Origin of the sequence: Evansella vedderi (assembly GCF_030813435.1) — a bacterium.
Lineage (GTDB): Bacteria > Bacillota > Bacilli > Bacillales > Salisediminibacteriaceae > Evansella > Evansella vedderi.
Genome location: NZ_JAUSUG010000001.1, coordinates 52,125 through 75,286 on the forward strand (window position 1 = coordinate 52,125; position 23,162 = coordinate 75,286).

General features: G+C 37.3%; 24 protein-coding genes and 3 pseudogenes. 16 read left to right on the plus strand and 11 right to left on the minus strand.

The features are described 5' to 3' along the window. Positions 1-85 precede the first annotated feature (85 nt). The 5 genes from J2S74_RS00340 to J2S74_RS00360 all read right to left on the minus strand — a co-directional run bounded on the left by J2S74_RS00340 (position 86) and on the right by J2S74_RS00360 (position 4,395). Positions 86-613, minus strand: a complete 528-nt coding sequence (locus J2S74_RS00340) for a CBO0543 family protein (RefSeq protein ID WP_307320402.1) — start codon at positions 611-613, stop codon at positions 86-88. Positions 614-655: 42 nt separating this feature from the next. After that, a complete protein-coding gene (locus tag J2S74_RS00345; protein WP_307320404.1) occupies positions 656-2,365 on the minus strand; it encodes a GMC family oxidoreductase N-terminal domain-containing protein in 1,710 nt (569 codons plus the stop codon). 15 nt (positions 2,366-2,380) lie between these two features. Beyond that, complete coding sequence (locus J2S74_RS00350; RefSeq protein ID WP_307320405.1) at positions 2,381-3,115, minus strand: gluconate 2-dehydrogenase subunit 3 family protein; 735 nt, start codon at positions 3,113-3,115, stop codon at positions 2,381-2,383. Between the two features lie 514 nt (positions 3,116-3,629). After that, positions 3,630-3,767, minus strand: a complete 138-nt coding sequence (locus J2S74_RS00355; protein WP_307320406.1) for a hypothetical protein — start codon at positions 3,765-3,767, stop codon at positions 3,630-3,632. A gap of 226 nt (positions 3,768-3,993) precedes the next feature. Then, positions 3,994-4,395: a GNAT family N-acetyltransferase gene (locus J2S74_RS00360; RefSeq protein ID WP_307320408.1), complete on the minus strand. Its 402-nt coding sequence runs from the start codon at positions 4,393-4,395 to the stop codon at positions 3,994-3,996. Between the two features lie 112 nt (positions 4,396-4,507). On the opposite strand from J2S74_RS00360, the gene pdxR reads away from it, so the two are divergent. Further along, positions 4,508-5,914 carry a MocR-like pyridoxine biosynthesis transcription factor PdxR gene (pdxR, locus tag J2S74_RS00365; protein ID WP_307320410.1) on the plus strand — a complete coding sequence of 469 codons (1,407 nt, stop codon included), beginning with the start codon at positions 4,508-4,510 and terminating at the stop codon, positions 5,912-5,914. A gap of 194 nt (positions 5,915-6,108) precedes the next feature. Here pdxR and J2S74_RS00370 read toward each other — a convergent pair whose 3' ends face one another. Then, positions 6,109-6,573 carry a hypothetical protein gene (locus tag J2S74_RS00370; RefSeq protein ID WP_307320411.1) on the minus strand — a complete coding sequence of 155 codons (465 nt, stop codon included), beginning with the start codon at positions 6,571-6,573 and terminating at the stop codon, positions 6,109-6,111. A 355-nt stretch (positions 6,574-6,928) separates the two neighbouring features. Beyond that, the gene (locus J2S74_RS00375; RefSeq protein WP_307320413.1) at positions 6,929-7,396 is read right to left on the minus strand and encodes a superoxide dismutase family protein; all 468 of its coding nucleotides are present in this window, start codon (positions 7,394-7,396) and stop codon (positions 6,929-6,931) included. Positions 7,397-7,688: 292 nt separating this feature from the next. Here J2S74_RS00375 and yjcZ point away from each other — a divergent pair, with 292 nt between their 5' ends. After that, positions 7,689-7,814 carry a sporulation protein YjcZ gene (gene yjcZ / locus J2S74_RS00380; protein WP_307320416.1) on the plus strand — a complete coding sequence of 42 codons (126 nt, stop codon included), beginning with the start codon at positions 7,689-7,691 and terminating at the stop codon, positions 7,812-7,814. A 238-nt stretch (positions 7,815-8,052) separates the two neighbouring features. Here the strand turns inward: yjcZ and J2S74_RS00385 are convergent, their stop codons facing one another. After that, on the minus strand, positions 8,053-9,183 hold the full coding sequence (locus J2S74_RS00385) for a M20 peptidase aminoacylase family protein (protein ID WP_307320418.1): 1,131 nt from the start codon (positions 9,181-9,183) through the stop codon (positions 8,053-8,055). Positions 9,184-9,907: 724 nt separating this feature from the next. Here J2S74_RS00385 and J2S74_RS00390 point away from each other — a divergent pair. Both J2S74_RS00390 and J2S74_RS00395 read left to right on the plus strand, forming a co-directional pair. After that, a complete protein-coding gene (locus J2S74_RS00390) occupies positions 9,908-10,477 on the plus strand; it encodes a DUF4367 domain-containing protein (RefSeq protein WP_307320420.1) in 570 nt (189 codons plus the stop codon). Positions 10,478-10,496: 19 nt separating this feature from the next. Then, positions 10,497-10,793, plus strand: coding sequence for a hypothetical protein (locus J2S74_RS00395; RefSeq protein WP_307320423.1), 297 nt, complete (start codon positions 10,497-10,499; stop codon positions 10,791-10,793). A gap of 133 nt (positions 10,794-10,926) precedes the next feature. On the opposite strand, the gene J2S74_RS00400 is transcribed toward J2S74_RS00395, so the two are convergent. After that, on the minus strand, positions 10,927-11,235 hold the full coding sequence (locus tag J2S74_RS00400; protein WP_307320426.1) for a winged helix-turn-helix transcriptional regulator: 309 nt from the start codon (positions 11,233-11,235) through the stop codon (positions 10,927-10,929). A 169-nt stretch (positions 11,236-11,404) separates the two neighbouring features. Between J2S74_RS00400 and J2S74_RS00405 the strand changes: the two genes are divergently transcribed. The 8 genes and pseudogenes from J2S74_RS00405 to J2S74_RS00440 all read left to right on the plus strand — a co-directional run bounded on the left by J2S74_RS00405 (position 11,405) and on the right by J2S74_RS00440 (position 17,476). Further along, the gene (locus J2S74_RS00405; RefSeq protein WP_307320429.1) at positions 11,405-12,253 is read left to right on the plus strand and encodes a VOC family protein; all 849 of its coding nucleotides are present in this window, start codon (positions 11,405-11,407) and stop codon (positions 12,251-12,253) included. A 23-nt stretch (positions 12,254-12,276) separates the two neighbouring features. Next, complete coding sequence (locus J2S74_RS00410; protein ID WP_307320431.1) at positions 12,277-13,350, plus strand: LLM class flavin-dependent oxidoreductase; 1,074 nt, start codon at positions 12,277-12,279, stop codon at positions 13,348-13,350. 66 nt (positions 13,351-13,416) lie between these two features. Then, a complete protein-coding gene (locus J2S74_RS00415; RefSeq protein WP_307320434.1) occupies positions 13,417-14,280 on the plus strand; it encodes an SDR family oxidoreductase in 864 nt (287 codons plus the stop codon). Positions 14,281-14,813: 533 nt separating this feature from the next. Next, positions 14,814-15,326: a GrpB family protein gene (locus tag J2S74_RS00420; RefSeq protein WP_307320437.1), complete on the plus strand. Its 513-nt coding sequence runs from the start codon at positions 14,814-14,816 to the stop codon at positions 15,324-15,326. A 207-nt stretch (positions 15,327-15,533) separates the two neighbouring features. Continuing rightward, positions 15,534-15,734, plus strand: coding sequence for a hypothetical protein (locus tag J2S74_RS00425; RefSeq protein ID WP_307320439.1), 201 nt, complete (start codon positions 15,534-15,536; stop codon positions 15,732-15,734). Between the two features lie 25 nt (positions 15,735-15,759). Further along, the gene (locus J2S74_RS00430; protein WP_307321402.1) at positions 15,760-15,984 is read left to right on the plus strand and encodes a DUF3953 domain-containing protein; all 225 of its coding nucleotides are present in this window, start codon (positions 15,760-15,762) and stop codon (positions 15,982-15,984) included. 133 nt (positions 15,985-16,117) lie between these two features. Further along, positions 16,118-16,731, plus strand: a pseudogene (locus J2S74_RS00435) (FMN-binding negative transcriptional regulator). A 190-nt stretch (positions 16,732-16,921) separates the two neighbouring features. Beyond that, complete coding sequence (locus J2S74_RS00440; RefSeq protein ID WP_307320442.1) at positions 16,922-17,476, plus strand: DUF3231 family protein; 555 nt, start codon at positions 16,922-16,924, stop codon at positions 17,474-17,476. 94 nt (positions 17,477-17,570) lie between these two features. On the opposite strand, the gene J2S74_RS00445 is transcribed toward J2S74_RS00440, so the two are convergent. Beyond that, the gene (locus tag J2S74_RS00445; protein WP_307320445.1) at positions 17,571-18,176 is read right to left on the minus strand and encodes a TetR/AcrR family transcriptional regulator; all 606 of its coding nucleotides are present in this window, start codon (positions 18,174-18,176) and stop codon (positions 17,571-17,573) included. Positions 18,177-18,368: 192 nt separating this feature from the next. Between J2S74_RS00445 and J2S74_RS00450 the strand changes: the two genes are divergently transcribed. From J2S74_RS00450 to J2S74_RS00460, 3 genes and pseudogenes are all read left to right on the plus strand, one after another. Beyond that, positions 18,369-19,106: an SDR family NAD(P)-dependent oxidoreductase gene (locus tag J2S74_RS00450; protein WP_307320448.1), complete on the plus strand. Its 738-nt coding sequence runs from the start codon at positions 18,369-18,371 to the stop codon at positions 19,104-19,106. Positions 19,107-19,564: 458 nt separating this feature from the next. Further along, positions 19,565-19,719, plus strand: a pseudogene (locus J2S74_RS00455) (type Z 30S ribosomal protein S14). Positions 19,720-20,033: 314 nt separating this feature from the next. After that, a complete protein-coding gene (locus J2S74_RS00460) occupies positions 20,034-20,771 on the plus strand; it encodes a YhcN/YlaJ family sporulation lipoprotein (protein ID WP_307320451.1) in 738 nt (245 codons plus the stop codon). A 635-nt stretch (positions 20,772-21,406) separates the two neighbouring features. Here J2S74_RS00460 and J2S74_RS00465 read toward each other — a convergent pair. Continuing rightward, positions 21,407-21,892: pseudogene (locus J2S74_RS00465) on the minus strand (DDE-type integrase/transposase/recombinase); the annotation flags it as partial. 167 nt (positions 21,893-22,059) lie between these two features. On the opposite strand from J2S74_RS00465, the gene J2S74_RS00470 reads away from it, so the two are divergent. Continuing rightward, complete coding sequence (locus J2S74_RS00470; protein WP_307320455.1) at positions 22,060-22,794, plus strand: GntR family transcriptional regulator; 735 nt, start codon at positions 22,060-22,062, stop codon at positions 22,792-22,794. The last annotated feature ends 368 nt before the right edge of the window (positions 22,795-23,162 follow it).

Below are 23,162 nucleotides of genomic sequence, written 5' to 3' on the forward strand. Positions count from 1 at the left end.
CTATGGTAGTACATTGTTCGTATTTCCAGTTAAACACTTAGTCCAAGCCTCTTTTTAAATGTAATTAGCAAAGCTAGAAGTTTTTTTATTGGTTAAAGCTGTTATATGTAGCATTGGTTGTCTTATCATCTTTTGCCCGCTGCCTTCTTTTATCTATAAAACGAATAAATTCAATAAATAAACGAACAACCCAAAACGTACTCGAAAGAACAGTGAAGGTATAAAAGCCATTCCACCCTTTATTGAATTTCACTAGATTTGTGTATCTTTCAATTATATGCTCTCCTATGGCCATCGGCCCACTAAAGAGGAAAACACTTAATATTGTTTTTAATGGTTTCATTTTATACGTGAATTGATTGTAAAGGACACAGGACAAAGGAAACAATACATAAAGAAATACAATATTTGAGTCAAAAAGGGTAGGAAAATATCGCTTTGGATATTGAACATACTTTTTCTTTATTACTGGGCCATCGATTAAAGTAGAAACTAATGTTTTAAATAAATAAATGAGAAACCAGTCTTTAAGTTCTCCTTTTCGCCGGAATAAAAATGCCCATCCTCCAATTCCTAATATGGTAATGATATTTAATATGGTTTTGTCTCTCATATTAACTTCTCCTTTTTTCTAAAAACGATTGTATAGTTTCCATCAATGAAAATATTTCATTGCTAATTTTTCTGCTGTTCTGGTAGCTAAAGCTTGAGTAGTGAGAGTTGGATTCGGTCCGCCAATGCCGTTATAGTGAACACTATTGTCAGCGATAAAAAGCCTTTTTACTTGGTAAGCCTCACAAATATCATCGACAACTAGCCCCATTCGCATGGTAGATTCAATATGGGCAAACAAATGAGCAGGCCAATCTGTACGGATAATCTTTTTAGCTCCAGCTTTCCGTAAGATATTTGCCGAAATTTTGACTAACTGATCTCTTTTCTTCTTATCCTCTTTGCTAGGTGTATAACGGACGACAGGGATTGGCCCATGCTCATCCTTTAAAATAGGGTCAACCGTTACACCATTTCTTTTATGGGGTTGATCATCTGTAAGGATCATGATGCTAAGGGTGTTTTGGTAATTGTGCATCCACTCATGCAACTCATTTCCAACCACTCGCCCACGTAAATCCCAAGGATCATCCGTCGAAATTTCCTGTTTTATAGAATAGCCGCTATCACTAAATCCAAAGGTTAAAGAGGAAAATAAACCTGGGCTGACCCCCGATGGTTGGATGCAGCCTAATCCAGGGTAATCCAATCTGCCACCTGAAGTCGGCCCCGTAAATGGATTGATATGGTTTTGCCCTAATATCCCCATAATATCCTTTTCCTCGAATACGCCAGTGACCCAATCCCAATAATGATTTGTCAATCCCCTCCCAACCCAAGAGTTGTACGGGAGTTGTGAATTAAGCCAAAGCCTTGGTGTTTCAATACAACCTGCTGCCATTACAATTACTTTTCCATATAATTCTCCAGTTTCGCCAGTCCATGTATCTCTGTATTCCACGCCAATGGCTTGACGTTCATCCGGTGAATCGCTATCCGTTAATATTTTTGTCGTATAAGTGTTTGGTCTGATCTCTACATTTCCAGTCCTAAGGGCAAGGGGGACATAACTGATATTTGTTGGCCGTTTTGCTACTTTATCAACGGAAGGTCCGTGTGGGCAACCGTTAACGCAATGACCACAAAGGGTACATCCTTCCATTTTGGATAATTCCTCTAAACTAACGTCCGTGTCCATCAAATGTTCATTAGGATGTAAAATAGCATTCGGTTGTGGCCGGTATCCAGGCGATGTTGGATTTTTCGTATCAATGAAGGACCAGCCGTCTTTTTTTGCTCCGTAATAAAACATTTCCTCCTTAGCCGTGGTTGGGGCAGGGCGAACAGGTAAGGTTGCCTCTACTTTTTCGTAGTACGGAGCCAACTCCCCATAGGAGATAGGCCATACGTCGTCGATAGCCATAGCATAGGCACGTGGTGAGTTTGCCCAATAATGTTGTGTTGTTCCGCCTACACCAGTGGATTGCCAAAGCTGTCCATGGTTAGGAATAATCCGTTGCCATGGTGACCGACGGCGATCAGCAGGCCCCCAGCGAAAACGGCCGGATATTATATCATTCATCGTATGTTCCATTTTCGTATATTGTTGCCGTAATAGATTGATATCTAAGTCATCTGGGCTGGAGCTGGTGGTAGCTCCACGCTCCTGGTTAGGATGACTCCATTTTTTATTTCCATACCAGGGGCCCGCTTCAAGAATAAGTACTTTAATACCTAACTCTCCTAATTCCTTGGCAGCAACTGCACCTCCTCCACCGGCCCCAATGATAATAACATCCGCATCTGTATGCATATAATCTTCTCCCTTCTACTCCTTAAATTCTTTTACTAGAAAACCACGTAGGTCACGATAACCCAAAGATGGCCCAGGGTAGTTAACGAGATACCATGTCAGGAAAGGCCTTTCTAAACGTCGATTTTCAGGAGGAGCTATTCGTGTTGCCCCGTGAGAAAACCACTCGGAATAGTACCCGATCATCACCATTTGATGAAGGTTAGTTAAAATGTTTTTGACGAAACCAATATTATTTCGATAGGGGAGAGGCAAGCTCTCCATATCCACTTGTCCATTTTCTAATAAATGTATGACTTCCAACCTGTCTGGGAAGGAAAGGGCAGCAAAGGCTCCTCCCTCAGGATGTATTGAATAATTTGGAATCTCTTTAAGGTTACCGGAAAAAATAAGTTGCTTTGCTGCCGCATCGAGCATTCCAGCCGTTGCTGACGACAACTGTATGTTCTCCATCCCAAAATTTCCCTGGACAGAAATATAATGATCTAAAGACCAAATAACGTAATCATCCAATCTTAAATCCAATGCCCCAAAGGTAGATGGAATCATGACATCCACGAAAGCCATAAAAGTAGCTTTAGTATGGGGGATACTTGGTTTACCCATCTGCATGGGTAACTGTTGTCTATTGGACGAAGATGAAGCAGGCTGATTATGGGAAACGAAATTTGTCAGCGTGTCTTTAATCTCCTTTAAAAATGTTCCTTTTTTGTCTTGAGTGGAATTAGGCGTTTCTTCAAAATTGTTCATCTTAGAAGTCCTCTCTTTAGGTTTAATAGGTTAAGTGCGTGTTATAGACACCACAATAAATGGAAACTATTTTTGACAGTGTTAAATTTGGAAGTTGATTTACGCTTCAGCCTCCTCGACCTTCCCCTTCCATTAACTTCGTTTGAAAATAATCAATGCATTAAAACATAGTTTTCATATAAAGTGGATTGCAATGGCTTCACGCACTGGGTGCACCTACTAGGAGAAACCCACTCCTAGTAGGCTAAAAGACATAAAATAGGCTGTACACTGGTATTATAGTTAGTTTCTTCCTTAAACCTTATTCAAAAAAACATTCAGAACTAGTTTGTTTTATTTTCTTGGTAATAAGTGGAAGTATAATGACCGAATAAATGTGTATATATAGAAAGTTTGTATATATTGTTACTTTTATACATTATTAAGGAAAAAAGATGGAATTATTGGTGGAAGGAGTAAAAAATAAGAAAAAAGTCTGTACATAAATAAAACGCCAATGTCTGGCGCTTCATTTTTATTTTTTAGTTGTACGTTCCGTTTGATTGACTGCGATATCACGCAATTCGTGGGGCGTATTTTTAGCAGCATAATTTCCAGCCTTCTCTATGGACTTCTTAAATTCATCGTTGGATGAATGTGATTGTTTTGTCATGGTCCTTCACCTCCAATACGTATAAGTTATGTAATTAAATAATGATTATCCACAAAAAAAGGAGACTCAAACTCTATGTTTTTACAGACACCACGATTAATGAAAAAGCACCTTACGCTTCAATCAACTTCGTTTGAAAATAAGCAATGTATTAAAACAAAGTTGTTTTTACCTTTTGAGTCACCTTCACTGACAATATCCTTATGGAACGCTTCTTTTGAACAAATCACCGTCTTCGTAATACCCTAAAGCCATTGTCAATTTTTTCGAACCCTAGTTTTGGGTAATATTCCATGGCGGTGGGGGAGGCCAGTAATATGAGGGTTACTTCCTCTCCAATCTGTTCCCGCAGCATGTCAACAAGTCTTTTCCCAATCCCCTCCTGTTGGTATATACTATCAACGGCTAAATCGGATAAATAGCAGCAATAGCTATAGTCCGTAATGGCCCGTGCGATGCCAACTAATTGATTGTTATCCCAAGCTGTAAGTGTAATATCGGCATGATCGAGCATGCTTCTTAATCGCGGTAAGTCATCCGAGGGTCTCTTTATGCCTGACGCCTTAAACAAGGTGGAGAGGTCCCTTTCGTCTACAGGTGCATTTACCTCATACGTAATATTCTTCATTCCTATGCCTCCTAAAAAAGAATAATTTGATTATAAAAAAAGACTGGCATTGTTGTAAGTGTCAGTTCTGTTATAATTTATGGTGTCAGATGCCGGTTAGGAGGATATTCGCATGTTAGAAATAACCCCTATGTTCGAAATAGAAAAGGGCGTTCCGTTATATATACAGCTTTATACTTTTATAAAAGAGGAAATTCAGAAAGGTAATTTGAAAGCAGGGGACAAGCTGCCATCCAAGCGTAAATTATCGACCCATTTAAGGATTAGCCAAAATACAATCGAGACGGCTTATGAGCAGCTGCAAGCAGAGGGGTATGTGCAAAGTAAACCGAGAAAAGGGATTTTCGTTAATCAACTGGATGAAGATTTATTCCATAGGAACGAGTCAGTCACCCTTCCAAGTAAAGAGGAAAGTTTGAACCAACCTATTTCATATAAAGTAGATTTTAGCCATGGAAAAACAGATTTGGACGGTTTTCCTAACTCCATATGGCGGAAGTTAACAATTCAGTCCCTTCAAGATGAAGAGAACTTACTATTTTTTAACGGGGAACGGCAAGGGGAATTAGGGCTCCGCAAGGAAATCGCCAGCTACTTATTTCAATCAAGGGGAGTAAGGTGCTTACCGGAACAAATCGTTATAGGAGCGGGAACACAATATTTATTAGGATTACTGACCATGCTTATCGGCAGAGGTAATGTTTTTTCCATGGAGGATCCTGGTTTTCACCGCACGAGACAAGTTTTTCAAGACCAAGGTGTTTCTATAAAGCCAATAACCCTCGATAAGGAGGGGATTCATATCAGCCACTTAAAGGAAAGTGGAGCCAATGTTACTTACGTGACACCTTCCCACCAATTTCCTAACGGCATGGTGATGCCAATCGCTCGAAGGATGGAGCTACTGAAGTGGGCGGAGGAAACGGAGGGGTACGTTATTGAGGATGATTATGATGGTGAATTTCGTTATAAAGGGAAGCCAATCCCATCTTTGCAGGGGCTTGATAATAAAAACAGGGTAATCTATTTAGGAACCTTTTCGAAATCTTTGATACCTTCCATTCGAATAAGCTACATAATTTTGCCGAATGATTTAGTAGAAAAATATAATTGTCATTTCAGGCTCTATAAACAAACCGTTTCAAGGCTGCACCAACACACACTCTACTTATTTATGAAAAACGGGCATTGGGAAAGACACCTCAATAAAATGAGAACGAGTTATCGTCGAAAACATAAAGCTTTAATCGACGCCATCGAAAAGTACCTAGGGGATAAAGCTGTAATAATAGGAGAAGAATCGGGGCTGCACATCTTATTGAAGGTTAAGAATGGGATGACTGAGTCAGAAATAATAGAAAGCGCCCAGTCCAAAAAAGTAAAGGTCTATCCAACATCGGTTTATTATGAAGAGTATGATGCTAAGAGTGTGCCCCATGTTCTACTTGGATTTGGAGGATTGACGGAAAAGGAGATCGAAGAGGGGATTATGCTGTTAAAGGATGCTTGGTTTAGCTAACCTAAGTAAATAATGGCAAAAATAAGTTCTATTTGAAAAACATTCTTTTAAGAAGGCTGCAGGAACCTGTGTGGGCTTTCTCTTTTTCTATTCCTGCGATTACTTGTCGAAAAAACATTTGATAGCTTAGTTTCGCAGCGTATCCAAACTATTTTATATGTAACGAAAAACAACAATTGTTTATAATACAGCCTTTAAGAAAAATGGTCACTGTTCAATTTTTTGTCATACCATCTTTGGTAAAAATAAATAACAGGTACAAGAATGATAATCAATATAAAGAGTCCGAAATTGCTCATTTCCTCCATTCTATATAAGCCGAATCGTTCAAAAACAAATGGACTAATGACAAATGCTTGAAACGCATCAAATACAATGTTTACACCAAAAAACAACCAAATATTTGGGTAAGTGAAATAAAACATGAGAATGGTTACTACAGGGAGCAATCCATATGCAAAGGTAGAAACATTCGTAAGAAAAGGGAAATCACTAGTAACAGTCCACCAATTATATATTTCGGCCAATTGGTGAGTGATGGTCGTTATTACTACGATTAAAAAAGCTACTGACATAAAACGCCTAACCCTTATGGAGTCTAAAGGTAATAGTAAAAACCAAGGTGCTACAATTAATACCCAAGGAAGGATTTGTTCCATCCATTTTGCCTCCTCGCATCTACACTTTTTTAAAATTTTGAACTTGACTTATTTTATCCAATAGGGTGACAGGTATACACATATATATTTACAGTAAAAATTATGAAATGATAACAGTCATTGGGTGTTCAAGTCTTAGCAATGGGGAAGAGTTTGAGAGGGGAGTAGCAAAGGTACTTTGTCGTTTCGAATTCCTTCCAGATCACTTCTGTATTTTCATGCAAATGGGTAAAGATATCTATTAAATCAGGGTTGATTTGTTTAATAATTTCTTTCTTATAAAAAAGCCGCCACAAAATAAAGGGCAGCTGTTCACAAAATATATTCCAAACTGTGTTTTCAGTTAAATAGTTATTTATCGGTATTCAATAACACCACAAGCCAATCGCCTACCAGCATTTCCACAAGGCTGGGTACGATAATCATCTGGATTTTCATGAATAATTACGGTTTTTCCAATAACATCAGCTACTTTAAATCGATTTGTAAAAAAGCTCAAATGAGAATATCCATTATTAGAGAAGAGAACAGGAAAATCACCGGCATGGTTTCCATGTGGTTGATTGGCTGGATTCCAATGGTCGCCAGCAGCTAAAAATGGTTCATTTGGATTCCCGATCTCGCACGTTCCCTTTTCATGTAAGTGAAAACCATGAGGACCTATAGGAGATTCATCATTTGTCGTAGGTTGATAAGCAGGTAATCCATGTACTTCTGCACATACGCAACATCCTCCTGGAACATCTTTAAAATATACTGCACCACTAATCTCAGGAGCTAATGGTCCTCCTTTAACGATAGCAACAGCACCTCTGTTAAACATGAACAAGTTTAAACACATCCTTTTAATTATATAAATGTTTCAGAAATGACATTCTCAAAGGGAATACTTTTATATTGTATGTGAGAAGCAAAAGAAGGTTATAGAAAACCTTTATGCGTTAAATGGAAATTCCTGAAAATCACCAAATTCTCCTTTCAGCTTGGAAAGCTTCTTGTACTACATGATTTAACTAAATTAGATTTATACTTTATATCTATATAATTTGTCCAGTCACAAATGTAAATTAAGCATAGTATAGGTATCGAATACAATAAGAGGAGGTAAATAAACAATGACTGATCATTTCAAACCGGTTCACCCTGCCCCGCCACCTACAAGACCTGTGGCAGGCTTCGCGTTTATTCTTGTAGTGTTTATTCTTTTAGTTATTATTGGAGCAGTAATAGTAGCTTGGTAGAAGTTCTTTAGGAAACTGCTTGTTTATATTATAGGGTGTATATTATTCCTGACTGTTAATGGCTTAATCGCCCTTACAATGTAAGCCCGAATGATAAAAATGAGGCAGGAACAAAAGCATTTTGTCAATGAGAATTCCGAACGAAGCATATGAATCGCTTCGGAAATATACTTCCCTTTCCGCAGGCGGCTGGTGAGCCCCCGTGCTTACGCACGTGTGGTCTCACCTTTGCCTTTGCTCATTTTTTTCCTTCTTTTAACGTTTCAAGTACGGTGATGGTCAAAATATGCACCGCGTCTAGCATTGCCTCTCTATTAAATGTCATTTTCGGGTGGTGCAGGCCAGGTGTTAAACCGCACCCAAGACCGAGCATCGTTGCCTTTAGATGAGGGCGTTTTATCGTATAAAAGTGAAAGTCATCTCCACCTGTAGAAACGAGAGGGGCATGGAGCTTCTCGTTTCTTAATGCTTCGATTATTCCTCGCTCCATGAAAGCTTGTGCTTCCCTGTTAACCTCAGCAGCAGCAACATTTGCTGCCGTTTCTAATTGAATGGAAGTGTTATAAAGTTTTTCGAGGGATGCAGCAATATCCTTTACCTTTGTTACTAGCTGCTCCATCGTATCGTTTTGCTGTGCCCTTAGGTCAAGGCTGAACGTGGCGGAACCAGGTATAATATTGGCACTTTCGCCCCCAGCATGAAAGGACGTCATTTTCACCGAATAAGGTACCAAAGGATCCAGGTGAATTCCGTTTAGCATGGAGACGAAGCTAGCACCCACTTCAATAGCATTTTTTCCAAGATGAGGCCTTGCTCCATGGGCATCATCGCTTTGAATAGTCCCTTTGAGAAAACGGGCACCCCCATGAATAATTGCAGGACTGGCATAGCCGTCACTTAACTCCATTTCCGGGCGAAGGTGGACGCCGTATAAATAATCCACATCATCTACAACCCCTTTATCTACCATTGTTAAAGCACCATCACCTTTTTCTTCTGCCGGCTGAAAAATAAAGCGGATTGTCCCTTTAGGAAGAGAAGAAAGCCTTTTTAAGGTCATCAAAACCCCTATTGCTATCGTCATGTGGGCATCGTGTCCACACGAATGGTTTGCTTGGAATTGGCCATCTACCTCTTGCCAAAGGGCATCGATGTCAGCGCGAACAGCAACGACAGGGAAGCCTTCACCAATATCTGCAATGACTCCGGTGCACTCGGAGAAGGTACGAACTTTGGCCCCCTGTTTTTCTAAAAAACTAGCAAGATATTTTGTCGTTTCGAATTCCTTCCAACTTACTTCTGGATTTTCATGCAAATGGGTAAAGATATCCATTAAATCAGTTTTGATTTGTTCCATAAGTTCTTTCATGTCTACTAACACCTTTCTTAAAAAATAGTATTATGCAATCTTATATATTCAAAGTTTCTTTGTAAAAGCTTGTAAAACTGGAAAGCGTCCGCCTGTAGCATATCCAAGCCACATTATATATAACAAAAAAGCAATTTTTAAAAGGCTCTTTTCGCAAACTTTGTTGCTTTTTTAAAAAAGCTTGGAGGAGCGAAAGGCGGCGACTCCAGCGGGAAAAGCAACAGCTGAAGACCCCGCAGGGCGGTTTTCCCGAGGAGACTGAAGCGTTGCCCGCGGAAAGCGTCCGCCTGTAGCATATCCAAGCCATATTATATATAACAAAAAAGCAATTTTTAAAAGGCTCTTTTCACAAACTTTGTTGCTTTTTTAAAAAAGCTTGGAGGAGCGAAAGGTGGCGACTCCAGCGGGAAAAGCAACAGCTGAAGACCCCGCAGGGCGGTTTTCCCGAGGAGACTGAAGCGTTGCCCGCGGAAAGCGTCCGCCTGTAGCATATCCAAGCCATATTATATATAACAAAAAAGCAATTTTAAAAAAAAGCCTTTCTAAAAGATGGAACAATTATCCTAAAATAACCAAGATATAATGTTATTATATAATAAATGTTTTTAAGAGTCTGTTCAAAAAGGGGCTGTTTTTCCCCGTTTGAACAGACTTGAAACAATGAGCGGAGCCATTGCAATACACTTTTTGAGCACGCTCTTTAAGTACTTATTCGGAGGTTATGATGACTAAATCTTTTCCATTTGTATTAATTGCCCTTATTGTCATGGGGGCAATGTATTTTTTTAGTGATAGTCGAGAGGATCGGGAAATTGCAGGGGAAGAAGAAATGAGGGAGTTTACGGAACTGGAAACGTTGGAAAGGGGGATTTACCTTCCAACTTATGTCCCTTTCGAAATAGCGGAAGTTACATTTGGGACATATTATGTGGGTCCAAGGGAGGTTAGGGGCGATACACTTTTGAACCTTCATGAAGAGGAGGAAAAATACTGGAGCATAGAATTAATTTATTTTTCCAAAGAGGATCTTGGTTCGGGAATAAGGGTGGTTAATGCTGATAGCTCCGTAATTCTAGAATCGGAGGAAATTCCTTATGATGAAAAAATAGAATTGGCTGGCGGGAAAGTAGGGTATTATTCTGCCAGTGATTATGGAGACCAATTTCTTGTTTGGACTATAGATAACGGAATATATGTAGTGGAGCCCATGCATCGTAATGCAGAACCTATGCCCAAAGAAGAAATAATTAAAATAGCAGAGTCATTCCGGGAGTACAGGGAAGGAAAGCATTGAAGGGGAATGGATTTTATCGATGAGTATGTTTGGAATTCACCCGATTGCAACAATTGGTGTATTAATGGAGGTTGTTACACCACTCTATGACATAATGACTCCGTTAAGTGTAGGAATTGTATTAATTACTGGTGCACTAGCGACTGCTAGTGTGAGTACATACGGTGTTACGGTTACAATTACTTCCATAAATATAAACCAGAATCCATATCGCATCACACTTAATAACATGCCATTTACACTTGTATACGGAATGGTTGGGGTTTTGTTAGCCTATTTCTTATTAAATTCAGAAACCCTTTTAATCCATCTCTAACAGAAGCCGAGTAGGTTAGGACACCTACTCGGCTTGTTTTGATGAAAAGAATTTTAAAAATAAAAAGGATGCAAAGGGGAGTAATTTCTCTTAATTGTATCCTATGAAAATATATCACCTATAGTTGTCACTATTATGCTTTTAACCAATTTTGTGACCACTTTTCTATCTCTTGCATGAGAGGTTCAAGGGCAATTCCTTTTTCAGTCAATGAATACTCGATTCTAACGGGAGTTTCTGGGAAAACTTCTCGTTTTACTATACCCTCGTTTTCAAGATCCTTTAACCTTTCTGATAGAACCCTGCCACTAACACCGATGGATGATTCTATACTGCAAAAACGCTGTGGACCAGATAGAAGCTGGTAGATAATCAACCCTGTCCATCTTTGGCTCAAAAAACCCATACCTTTTTCAAATCTGGGGCAAATCGACTTATCCAATTAAATCAACTCCTTACTTATATTATAGACTGTTTCTAAAAATAAATAAATTACTTTTTGTAAGAAAGTAACTTGACTAATTTAATTTATAATAATATACTTACTTACATAAAGTAACTAACTAGTGGATTGTATTGAAGTCTCATAAATTATCAAGGAGGTAACTAAAATGAATTTTCATCGTGAACCTATTACATTTGTAGGCTTAGTAAACCTAAAGATACAAAATTTAGAACGTTCTATCGCTTTTTATAAAGAAGTCATTGGCTTTAAGGTGTTGGAACAAACGTCAAGGTCCGCTACATTTAGTGCCGATGGAAAAACAGCTTTATTATCAGTAGAACAACCAGATAATGTGACTCCAAAACAAGGAAGAACGACGGGATTATATCACTTTGCACTACTTCTGCCTAAGCGAACGGATTTAGCTGAAATTGTGCAGCATTTTGTGGATATTGGCTTACAGTTCGGTTCCTCTGATCATCTTGTAAGCGAAGCTCTTTATTTATCTGACCCAGATGGAAATGGAATTGAAATCTATGTAGACCGGGACCCTTCCGAATGGAATTGGAGTAACGGTAAAGTAGAAATGGCAGTGGATCCACTGAATTTCCCTGACCTCCTATCTGTTGGGAAACAACAGTCATGGAAAGGTCTACCGGCTGAAACGGTTATGGGGCATATCCATTTGCATGTATCGGATATGAAAAACACAGAAGAGTTTTATACGAAGGGACTTGGATTTGAAGTCGTAAACCGTTTCGGTCCTCAAGCACTCTTTATTTCCGATGGCAAATACCATCACCATATTGGCTTAAATACTTGGAATGGCGTGGGGGCACCTACACCACCCCTTCATAGTGTCGGACTTGAATCCTTTTCTCTAATCCTTTCAAGTGAGGAAAAGAAAAATAAAATTATTACCCAATTAAAAGAAATTGGTGCTCATGTATCAGAAGAAAATGGTTCTGCTGTGGTGACAGATCCTTCAGGGAATCGAATACGCTTAATTGCCTAAAAAAGTTAGGGGATGCATTATTTATGCGGGAAAAAGATGAGTTTAAAAAAACAGGAATGGAAATAGGTCTATATACACTTGGTGATATAGGACAAGATCCATTGACTGGTGAAACAATTAGTGCTGGGTTAAGAATAAAGGAGATTATAAAAGCAGCCCAACTCGCTGATGAGGCAGGACTAGATGTGTTTGGGGTGGGGGAGCACCACCGATTAGACTATGCCACGTCAGCGGTTCCTGTTGTGTTGGCAGCTATTGCTCAAATTACAAATCGAATTAAATTAACAAGTTCAACTACTGTGTTAAGCACCGTTGATCCTGTTCGATTGTTTGAAGATTTTGCGACTTTGGACTTACTGTCTAATGGACGTGCAGAAATTATCACAGGTCGAGGAGCTTTTATCGAATCTTTTCCACTTTTTGGTTTTGACATAAATAACTATGATGAATTGTTTAGTGAGAATCTTCATTTATTCTTAAAGTTAAATGAAAACAAAAGAGTTACTTGGGATGGTCAATTCCGATCATCATTGAGGAATGCTGAAATTGCTCCTCGTCCATTACAAAACAGCTTACCTTTATGGGTTGGTGTTGGAGGAACGCCAGAAAGTGCAGAACGTGCTGGGAGAGTCGGAGTAGGAATGGCTATGGCTATCTTGGGCGGGGATCCAGTGCGATTTAAACGACTGGTCGATCTATACCGTAAAGCTGGCATCGAGGCTGGACATAACTCGGAAAATCTTAAGATTGGTGTAACAGCACATGGATATATTTCGAAAACAACTCAACAAGCAAAAGATGAGTTCTATCCTTACTATTCAAATTATTGGTCATATGTAAATAGACAGCGAGGAATGACAGGAAGAACGATATCACGGGCAGATTTTGAATACATGACAGCTCCAAATACAGGCTTATTCGTAGGAAGTCCTCAACAGATTGTTGAAAAAATTCTCCAACAATACGAACATTTTGGTCATCAACGATTCATGGCACAAATGGATATAGGAGGATTGCCATTTAAGAAAGTGGCAGAAAGTATTGAGCTATTTGCTACAAAAGTAGCTCCCATTGTCCGTAAAGAAACAGCTAAGTGAAGTATTGGATTGAAGGTTCAACCTAGTTAGATTATTAAAATAAAAAATATGCTGGGGGAATAATATATGAAAATGTTAGTTACAGGAGCAACAGGAAAATTAGGTTCTAAAATTGTGGAGAGTTTATTAAAAAAGGTACCAGTAAACCAATTAGCTGTTAGTGTTCGTAATCCAGAAAAAGCAGAAGGATTGCGGGCTCGAGGAGTAGATGTTCGACAAGGTGATTTTGATCATCCGGAAACACTTGACGAGGCTTTTTCTGGAGTTGATCGCTTGCTTATCAATTCTGCGGATGGGGATAATGAAACAAGAATTCTTCAGCATACAAATGCAGTTGCAGCAGCTGAACGAGCAGGTGTAAATTTCATTGCTTATACTAGCGTTGCAAACGCAATGGAAAGTAAATTATTCCTTGCTCCTCCTCATAAGGCAACAGAAGAAGCAATCATAAAAACAGGTATTCCTTATTCTTTCCTACGGAACAATTGGTACTTGGAAAATGAAATACCAAGCATACAAGGTGTTCTAGCAGGAGCACCTTGGGTAACATCAGCTGGAAGCGGCAAAGTAGGTTGGGCATTACAACAAGATTATGCAGATGCTGCCGCAAATGTACTATCTGGTGAAGGACACGAAAATACCATTTACGAGCTTTCTGGAAAAATCTTAACTCAAGAAGAATTTGCAAAGGTACTTGGAACAGTCCTTGGCAAAGAAGTGCCTGTAAAACAAGTTAATGACGAAACTTATGCTGACATAATGAAAGGGGCGGGGGTACCTGATGTTCTCATTCCTTTTCTTGTCAAAATTCAAGAAGGTATAAGAGAAGGTGCACTTGAAATAGAAAGCAACGATTTTGAAAAACTTCTTGGTCGTCCAGCTACACCAATCAGTGATGGGCTCACTCAAATTGTGAAAGGGATCTCTTAAACAGAAAAAGTAAACGTAGTCTAGAAGATGGGACAAAAGTGTTTTTATCAATGCGAAATCCGAACGAAATAGAAATGGTACATATAAATCGCTTCGGAAATATACTTCCCTATTGTAATAATTGTTCGTATTTTCAGTTAAAAATTTGGCTGTTTCCCCGGGTTAGCACTGAAAACGTAGGATTCAAATGAATGGATACGTTTCTTAGATGAATAAGCCATTGTATATCTTTTATCATGAAAATACCAATTACATTTATGAAAAACTATTTTAAACTAAAGTAAAATCACGGGCTGTAATAGATGTAGCCCTTTTTTTCATGCCTTTAATCATGAGGAAATGCCATTAAAACGAAGGGGAAATTAATAGAATATGACTTAAATGTGAAACTTACTTCCTAATTATTCGTAATAATTAAAAAGAGGAGGATGTCTTAGTAGATTTTTAACAATTTTAGTTGTTGCTATTGGAGTTTTTATATATTTTTTTTATAAATTAAACTAAAGTGTTAGGGTGTTTTTGGAGGTGATAAAATGCTAGGTTTACCTAAAGGAGAGGTTTTTTTAATACCTTGGACTAATAAATGGGAAAAGGAGTTTATAGTAGAGAAAGAGAGAATGCAAAATAAAATAGGTAAGTATATAGTTGCTGTTCACCATATAGGAAGTACAGCAATTAAAAATTTAAGTGCCAAGCCAATTATAGATATTGCAGTTGAACTAAAAGATTTTGAGGATGGGGACAAATGTAGAACCCCACTAGAAGAACTTGGTTACTCGTATAAAGGGACAAGGGTATTGCCAGATAGACATTACTTTACTAAAGGTGATCCAAGAACACATCAAATACATATGTATCAAAGTGGAAATAGGTATTTACTGGAGCAGTTATTTTTTAGGGATTATTTGAGAGAAAATGAAACGGCAAGAAATCAATATGAAAAACTAAAACAAGAACTAATATCAGCAAGCCAAGGAAATAAACATAAATACGCTCAAGATAAAACGGATTTCGTTAAGGCTATCTTAAATAGAAAGAACATATGATATACGTTTTCTCATCAAATGGCAGATTTATTGGTACAGAATGGCATGTGAAATGGGAGAAATAGATAGAATACCAAAGCCAGATTTACAAAGGTTTGAAGAAGTTAAAAACTTATTTCTAAAAGAGTCTGAATTAGGAAATTTAATGTTCAGTTGCCATTGATAGCTAGGACAATATATAGCCTCGAATAAAAAAAGAAAATTGGGGTGGTCCGATCTACAACTTCTTTTAAGAATAATTCTGGCTATGAAAACTATGGTGTTGGAAACTATAGTTTTCACTGGTGGGTAGAGGAATTATCAGGAAAAACGGGTGAAGCCGTTAATATGAATTATGCTGCTGGGGCTAGAGGACAACACTTTTATAGCCATTCCGAGTGCGATAGCAGAGCAGTGCTCATCTTATAAGTATTGGGGGAGAAATGTTGTGAAAATGTTAAGAAATATCTTATCGGTTATCGTAATTGTTTTAGCAGGTTATAGTCTTTTCACTCAGAATTTTGAGTTTATGCCTTATTTAATGCTGATATTAAGTTTTTCTGTATTACTGACAGGAGTAATTGAACTAAAAAAAGATAAAAAGGCATTTTCGGGGTATTCAAGTACTATTGCTTCTTTGTTTGTATTTTTTGTTTCTATAACGATGTTGTTAAGCTAACGGATGCAGTAGCACAAGAAGCTGCCACTGCTACTAATGAAGTATTGGGGAGAACACTTTTAGAAATGTTATTTGGTATTTCATTGAGAATTTATACAGTATAAATTAGAAAATTTTGAGAGGGGAAAACCTCATGTATATTCCTTCCCACTTTAAAATTAAAGATGAAACAATGATTTACAACATTATAAATGAACATAGCTTTGCAACACTTTTTTCTCAACACAATGGAGTACCATTTGCTACTCATTTACCGTTAATTTTGAACAAGGAGAATACATACTTATATGGCCATTTTGCTCGTTCAAACCCTCAGTGGAAAGATATCTTAAATCAAACGGTCTTAGTGATATTTCATGGTCCTCATTGTTATATCTCTCCATCTTGGTATGAGACGAATAAAGCTGTACCAACATGGAATTATGTAACTGTTCATGTTTACGGAGAAGTCGAGCTTTTAGAGGATGAACATGAGTTAACTGACTCTTTACAGGATATGGTATTGAAGTATGAAGCTCCTAACAGTTCATACAGATTACAAGAAGTAGATGCTGAGTTTCTTGCTGGTATGAACAAAGGAGTCCAAGGTTTTAAAATAAAAATTAATAAGATAGAAGGAAAAGCTAATTAAGTCAAAACCATTCATTACAACGACAAGAGCTAGTTATTAATCAACTAGAACTAATTTCAAATACAGATGAGCAACAGATTTCCTCCTTAATGAAGGCAAATCTAAAAGAGGTATAGGAATAATTATAATGATAGGGATTATGAGTACATAAAATTAGTTACAAGGGAATTTATTGTATTATTTACTTTTTTTATACAGATAATAACAAAGTAAAAAACTTTGGTTATTAAGCTTTATAAAAGTGAAAATTCTTAAGTTAAACATTATATTTTTTTGCCGAAATTATTTTTGTTGGAGGTTTAAATAATGACAAGTCCTATTGAAGCAATAACCAATGTATTAAAAACTTTTGTGGATGAGGAGCCAAAACCTGCCCTACATGTTGGAGAAGTTATGGATTTATGGGCAACCATGACTGCCTTTCATGAAGCGCAAGCACTCTATCAAATAGGCTTAAATATGACCGTTGATACTGATTTAAAGCACGCATTAGAGAAAGCATTACAGGGGTCAACTGCTGATACTCAACGAATTCTAACCTTTATGAAGGATGAAGGTATCCCAATTCCAACAAGTCAAGGTGAAAAAACAAAATCTAACCCTAACGAGGTTCCAGAAGGAGTTAGGTTAACTGATGAAGAAATAGCAAATTTAATTTCAGTTAAAGTAGCATCTTCTATAACTTTTTGTGCACAAGCAATGAGTCAAACCATAAGAAGTGATGTTGGTATCCTCTTTATACAAATGATGGTAAATCTAATGAATTATGCTGCATCTTTGAAAAGCCTTATGAAATCAAGAGGTTGGTTAAAAGAGCCACCACGTTACCATCCCCCAGGTTCCCCAAGTAATAATAAATAATTAAAAATATTCATCTTTTTTTATTAGTATATAATAAGAGAGTTTATAGTATTTAAACAAAATGGGTGCAATAGTTGAAGATCAGGCACCCTTTTTAAAACTCTCTCTCTCCAATGTAGCGAACCGAAGCCATATGGGTCTGCGACAATTTAATAACTTCCTTAATAAATTCTTCCTGAGAAGTTTTAAAACCCGTGTTTATCCAATTAGTTAAAAGACCATAAAAGCCATATGCTGTGTAACGTTTGAAGTAATCCATATTAACAGGTAAGTTGTTAATGGTTTTAAATTCAAAATTTTCCTGGTAGATTTTTAATATGGTTTCTGGAAATATTATATGTATTTCAGGAATGGTATCTTGAAAGTTTATTAATTCGAAAAAGTTACGATTCCTATAGACATAAGTAATAATTTCAAAAGATCTAGTGTTCAGGTACTCTGTATTTACTTCTTTATTGTGTTGATATGGTTTTCCGACAGCCTCTTCTAGCCCTTTGAACATAGAATAAAGTAATTCTTCTGCTAAATAGAACTTATCATGGTAGTGTGTATAGAACGTACTTCGGTTATATTTGGAATATTCGACAATATCTTTGACTGTGACAGTACGGAAACCTTTCTCTTTAATTAATTGAATGAGTGCTAATTGAAAGTGTTCTTTTGTTCTGTTTTTGCGTGGTGTTATAAATTGTTCCTCCATGTGTGCCCCTCCAATAATCGACTTTTTTAAAACAAAAGTATAGTAAATAGACAATTGCCCAAACTATGTCTATCTAGTAGACAATTAAAAAAATATTGCTGGTTGGACTATAACCAAAATGCTCATACAATAAAATTGTAAGCGTTATACTAATGAAAATAGCATATAAATATTATAACAGGGGGATTTAAAATGGGTAAATTACAAGATAAAGTAGCAGTTATCACTGGTGGCGTATCTGGTATTGGTGCAGCAACAGCACGTTTATTTGCATCTGAAGGGGCAAAATTAATATTAGTAGATATGAATGAAGAAAAAGGTGCTGCTTTTGAAGCAGAGCTAAAATCTCAAGGGGCTGAAGCTCTTTTTGTAAAAGCAGATGTAACAAGTGAAGAAGAAGTGAAGAATATTTTTAGTACAACATTATCTACTTTTGGTAAAGTTGATATTCTATTTAATAATGCTGGAATTGGTGCAGTAAAACCTACAGAAGAATTAACATATGCAGAATGGAGAAAAACAGTAGAAGTTGATTTAGATGGTGTATTTTTAGTGGCACAAGCTGCGATTAAAGAGTTCTTAAAAGCTGGTAGTGGTGTTATCGTTAATACGGCATCTATGTATGGATGGGTTGGCGCACCTGGAAGTGCTGCATATAATGCAGCAAAAGCTGGTGTCGTGAACTTAACTCGTTCACTTGCCTTAGAATTTGCAGAACGTAATATTCGTATCAATGCCTTATGTCCAGGATTTATTGAAACGCCAATTCTAGGTGATGCAGATAGAGAATTCCTAACAAATGCAACACCAATGAAACGTTTAGGTAAACCAGAAGAAATGGCAAAAGCGGTATTATTTATGGCTAGCGATGACTCTACTTTCATGACGGGTAATTCCTTAATCATTGATGGTGGGTACACAGCACAATAAAAGAAGAAAGAAGCATAGGGCCGGTTCGCGGCTGGTGAGAAGAGTGCTTTCCCCTTTTTTACCAGTCCGAATGGCAATGAGCTAAGCCGTTGCCACAAAGTTTATACGCTTTTTCACTGGTTTCGGACGGCTCCGCTGCTTCATTATATATGTCGTTTGCTTGAACGGTCCTTGTATCTACAAATGCTTGGTTTAAAAAAACCAAGCATTTTGTGTGTTTTACTTTAAACAGTTATTTAACGGTAGTGATAACATAAGAATTTGTGGGTGGCTTTGTATTTGGAAGATAAAGTTATAAGTAGTTCTTCCGTCATCAAGCAACTTGTCGGTACCCGAAAGTTATCGCGACATTCCGCATTTATAGCATAAAAATCCTATATTTCCGTGGAGTTACAAATGAAACAGCAAAATAAATAAAGGGTTAACTAAAAAATGCTAATAGAAATGGAGTTAAGTATATGGCTAAGAAATCAATGATAGAAAAAGCAAAACGAGTTCCGAAATTTTAGGTTCAAAAGTATAGTCGCTGCGAAAAATGTGGCGGCCCCATTCTGTATTAGGGAAATTTGAGCTTTGCCGAATTTGTGTAAGAGAAATGGCTTATAAAGGCTAATTTATACAATGGATCTGATACAGTTTTTTCAGGTGTATTTAATATATATTTTTAACCAATCAGATGTTTAATATTACACTATGTTCAAAGAAAGGGGGGATACGATAATAATGTATACTCTCTTTTTTATTGGAGCAATTTTTTTCCGTTTCAGCTATTTTTTATAGTTGCATTTCAACTTATTCTCTATTTGTTTTTACTAAGAATTGATAACCGCTACATAGTTTTCTCGAAGTGGATTAGTAAGATTCCAACAACTACCCTGCGTATATTGTGAACAACAAGCCATGATATAAGGGAAAGGAGGTTAAAAAATGAAAAAATATGCTGTTTCGATTTCAATTGCAACATTGCTTTTAGCAGGGGTGACTGGCTGTGGTAACAATGACCCAGCCGATGTAGGAGCTAATAATTTTCGAGGGCCAGAAACAGAACAAGGAGCAGTAGGTCAAACACGTCCATTCGGGGGTGCAGTTATCGATCAATCAAGAGAAACTCGAACGGGCATGTTTTATGGCCAAAGAGCTGATCAAACAGGTCAAGGTGGAAACGGAGCTTTAAGTGGGCAAGGAATTGACCAAAATGGTCGAGGTGGAAATGGAGCCTTTGGAACACAAGGGTTGGGTCGAAGTGGACAAGGTCAATCTGGACGCAACTTAGGGAACAGAACCGGTAATAATCAAGATCAATCCAGGATGAATTACCATGCTGACTATGATGGACAAACTGTTCAAAGACTAGTTGACCGAATTGAAAGTATAGATGGAGTGGAAGAAGCACGAGCACTCATACATGGTGATGATGTAATAGTTGCTGTAACCACAGAAGAGAATAATGTCGATATAAGAGATGAAATTGAACGTACAGCAAGTGGTTTAGCAAATGGCAATAATGTCATTGTTGTAACAGACAAGGAAACGATAAGACGTATTCGCTCAATGGATAACCAACTTCGTGGAGGCACACCATTCGATCAGATTGGTACCGGTTTTTCAGAAATTATGAATGACTTGAACAGAGAAACACGGAATGCTACTGACCGAAACCGATAAGTTCGGGCTGTAAAAATTTTATAAAACATCCTTAAATTAAAGAGGCTGGGACATAACTAAAGTGTTTAAACGGAAATACGAACAATACACTCCCTTAGCGAAGTATATTTCCGAAGCGGGTAGATTGCACCTTCATCTAGTTTGTTCGGATTTCTTATTAGTAAAAATACTTTTGTCCCAGCTCCTTTTTATTTCATCCATTCGAAGAGGAAGCGTGGGTATTGATCTGGAATAATTTATTTAGCCTTCATGTGTTGGAACACCCCCAAATATCACCAAATGGAAAATATGTTAACTATGTAAAAACAAATATTCAAACGGAGAGAAGAATTAAGTTTTACCGACTTATACACTTTTTCTTTTGGGGATAACAGTTTCCGATGAAGAAGTTAAACAAAGTAATAAAGCTATATTTAAGTTGTTGGGTTGACACGTCTAATTGGAGTAGCTATAATTCACTTGATATATAGACTAATTGTATTAAAAAACAATATAAGGTAGTGTCAAAAGTTCTATGAAAAAAACACGGTAAACTGTAGTTGCTTTACTCTCAGGTAAGTGGAAGGCTGCCGCAATCGCTCTTGACAAACACGCCAATGGTTTAACAGTTGTTTAACAAGGGCGAAGGGGACCCACTTGTAGACGTCAAAGTCTTTTCTTTTCTTCACTTTTTCTAATGATTTGGAACAGTGAGGACACTTGAGAATAGCTTCTTTAAGATAACGGTTCTTTTCGCTGAAAAGACACGTACACACTTTACATTGGTATTGTCCTTTAGCTCCGTTATTAGCGTATAAATACTCAGACGGAGCACCACACTTTGGACATTTTGTTGTTGTAGGAACAGGCGTAGATTTTGCATGTCTTTTCACTAGTTTGAGAGGCTTACCTTTAGCTACTAAATGATCCTGTAAGAGTTCCTTATAGTCTAACTTTTCGTAGGTTTCCACGATCGGAAGATCGTCTACCTGTAGTTTTCGATAAGGTTTATTTATAGGAGTTTCCGTAGACTTTGGCTTTTCGAACATACTTTTACCAATAAGTAGTGTAAGTAAAGTTCTAATTATTTGGTCTTGATATTTTATAAATGTAAGTAAATAGGTTATAATTTGAGGGTACAACTTTTGTCACTTCCTATTCTGGGAATTGGGTGTGTGGTAACCTCAATTATCTACAGAATTTAGGGGGTGGCAATTTTTTTGCTCAAAAACCCTCAATATATAAGATTTTATAACCTATTTTCTATAAAAAGTTTTGACAATACGCAATATAAAGGGAGGGGGAGGTTATGATGCAGCTACAGCATAATAGTGTTATTCCGCTTTACCATCAGTTAAAGGAAATACTAAAAGCTTCCATTGATAATGGTATTTGGAATCCGGGTGATAAAATACCTTCTGAAAATGAATTGATGAGTCAATATGAAGTTAGTAGAAATACAGCCAAAAAGGCTATTGAAGAATTAGTGCAGGATGGAATTTTATACCGTGTACAAGGAAAGGGGACTTTTGTTTCTAAACCTAAATTAGAGCAATCATTAACAAATTTTTATAGCTTTAGTAAAGTATTAAAGGAAAAGGGGATGAACCCAAGTGATACTTTGCTTAACATAGAAAATGTATTCCCAACTTCAAAAATGAAGGAAGCTTTAGAATTATCCGATGGGGAATCGGTAATAGAAATAAAACGTTTGCGGAGTGCAAATAAGGAACCTTTTATCTTAGAATCATCTTTTTTACCAAGTAAATTTATTAAAGATATACATGTCTTAAACAGAATAGGAACTATTTCTCTGTATGATTTACTGGATGAAGAATTCAATATCACGGTTTCACGTGCAAAGGAAGCATTTGAACCAGTATTAATAAGGGATAATGAAAGTAACTACCTCGAAACGGAAGTAGGTAAACCAGCTCTGTTGATAGAAAGAATTGCATATACGGATAAAGGAGTACCTATAGAGTTTTGTAAGTCGATAGTTAGAGGGGATCGGTGTCGTTTTTACACTGAACTCACAAAATAAATAGGATGAGATTGGGACATAATTTGTCATTTATAAAAACACTTTTTTCCCAGCCCCCCTTTATCTCCTTAAAGAAACAAGTTAAAAGCGTACTAAAAAATAGTAGGGAAATCGTAACCCCTACTATTTTTAGTACGCTTTCGTTTACCAGTATAATTCCCAATCTTTAGCAAGGCGTATTAATGCTTCAAAGTAATAGTAGTCACCCAAAATACATGACTCATCATAGCATTCCAGTCCAAATTCTAGTCGTCCATTCAATATCTATCGGTTTATATTTGGAATCAATACTGCTAGAGTCTGGGAAGTAATCAGTAAACATTTCTAGGCTTTGGTCAATGTATTGAAAGTACATAAACCTAGTTGTT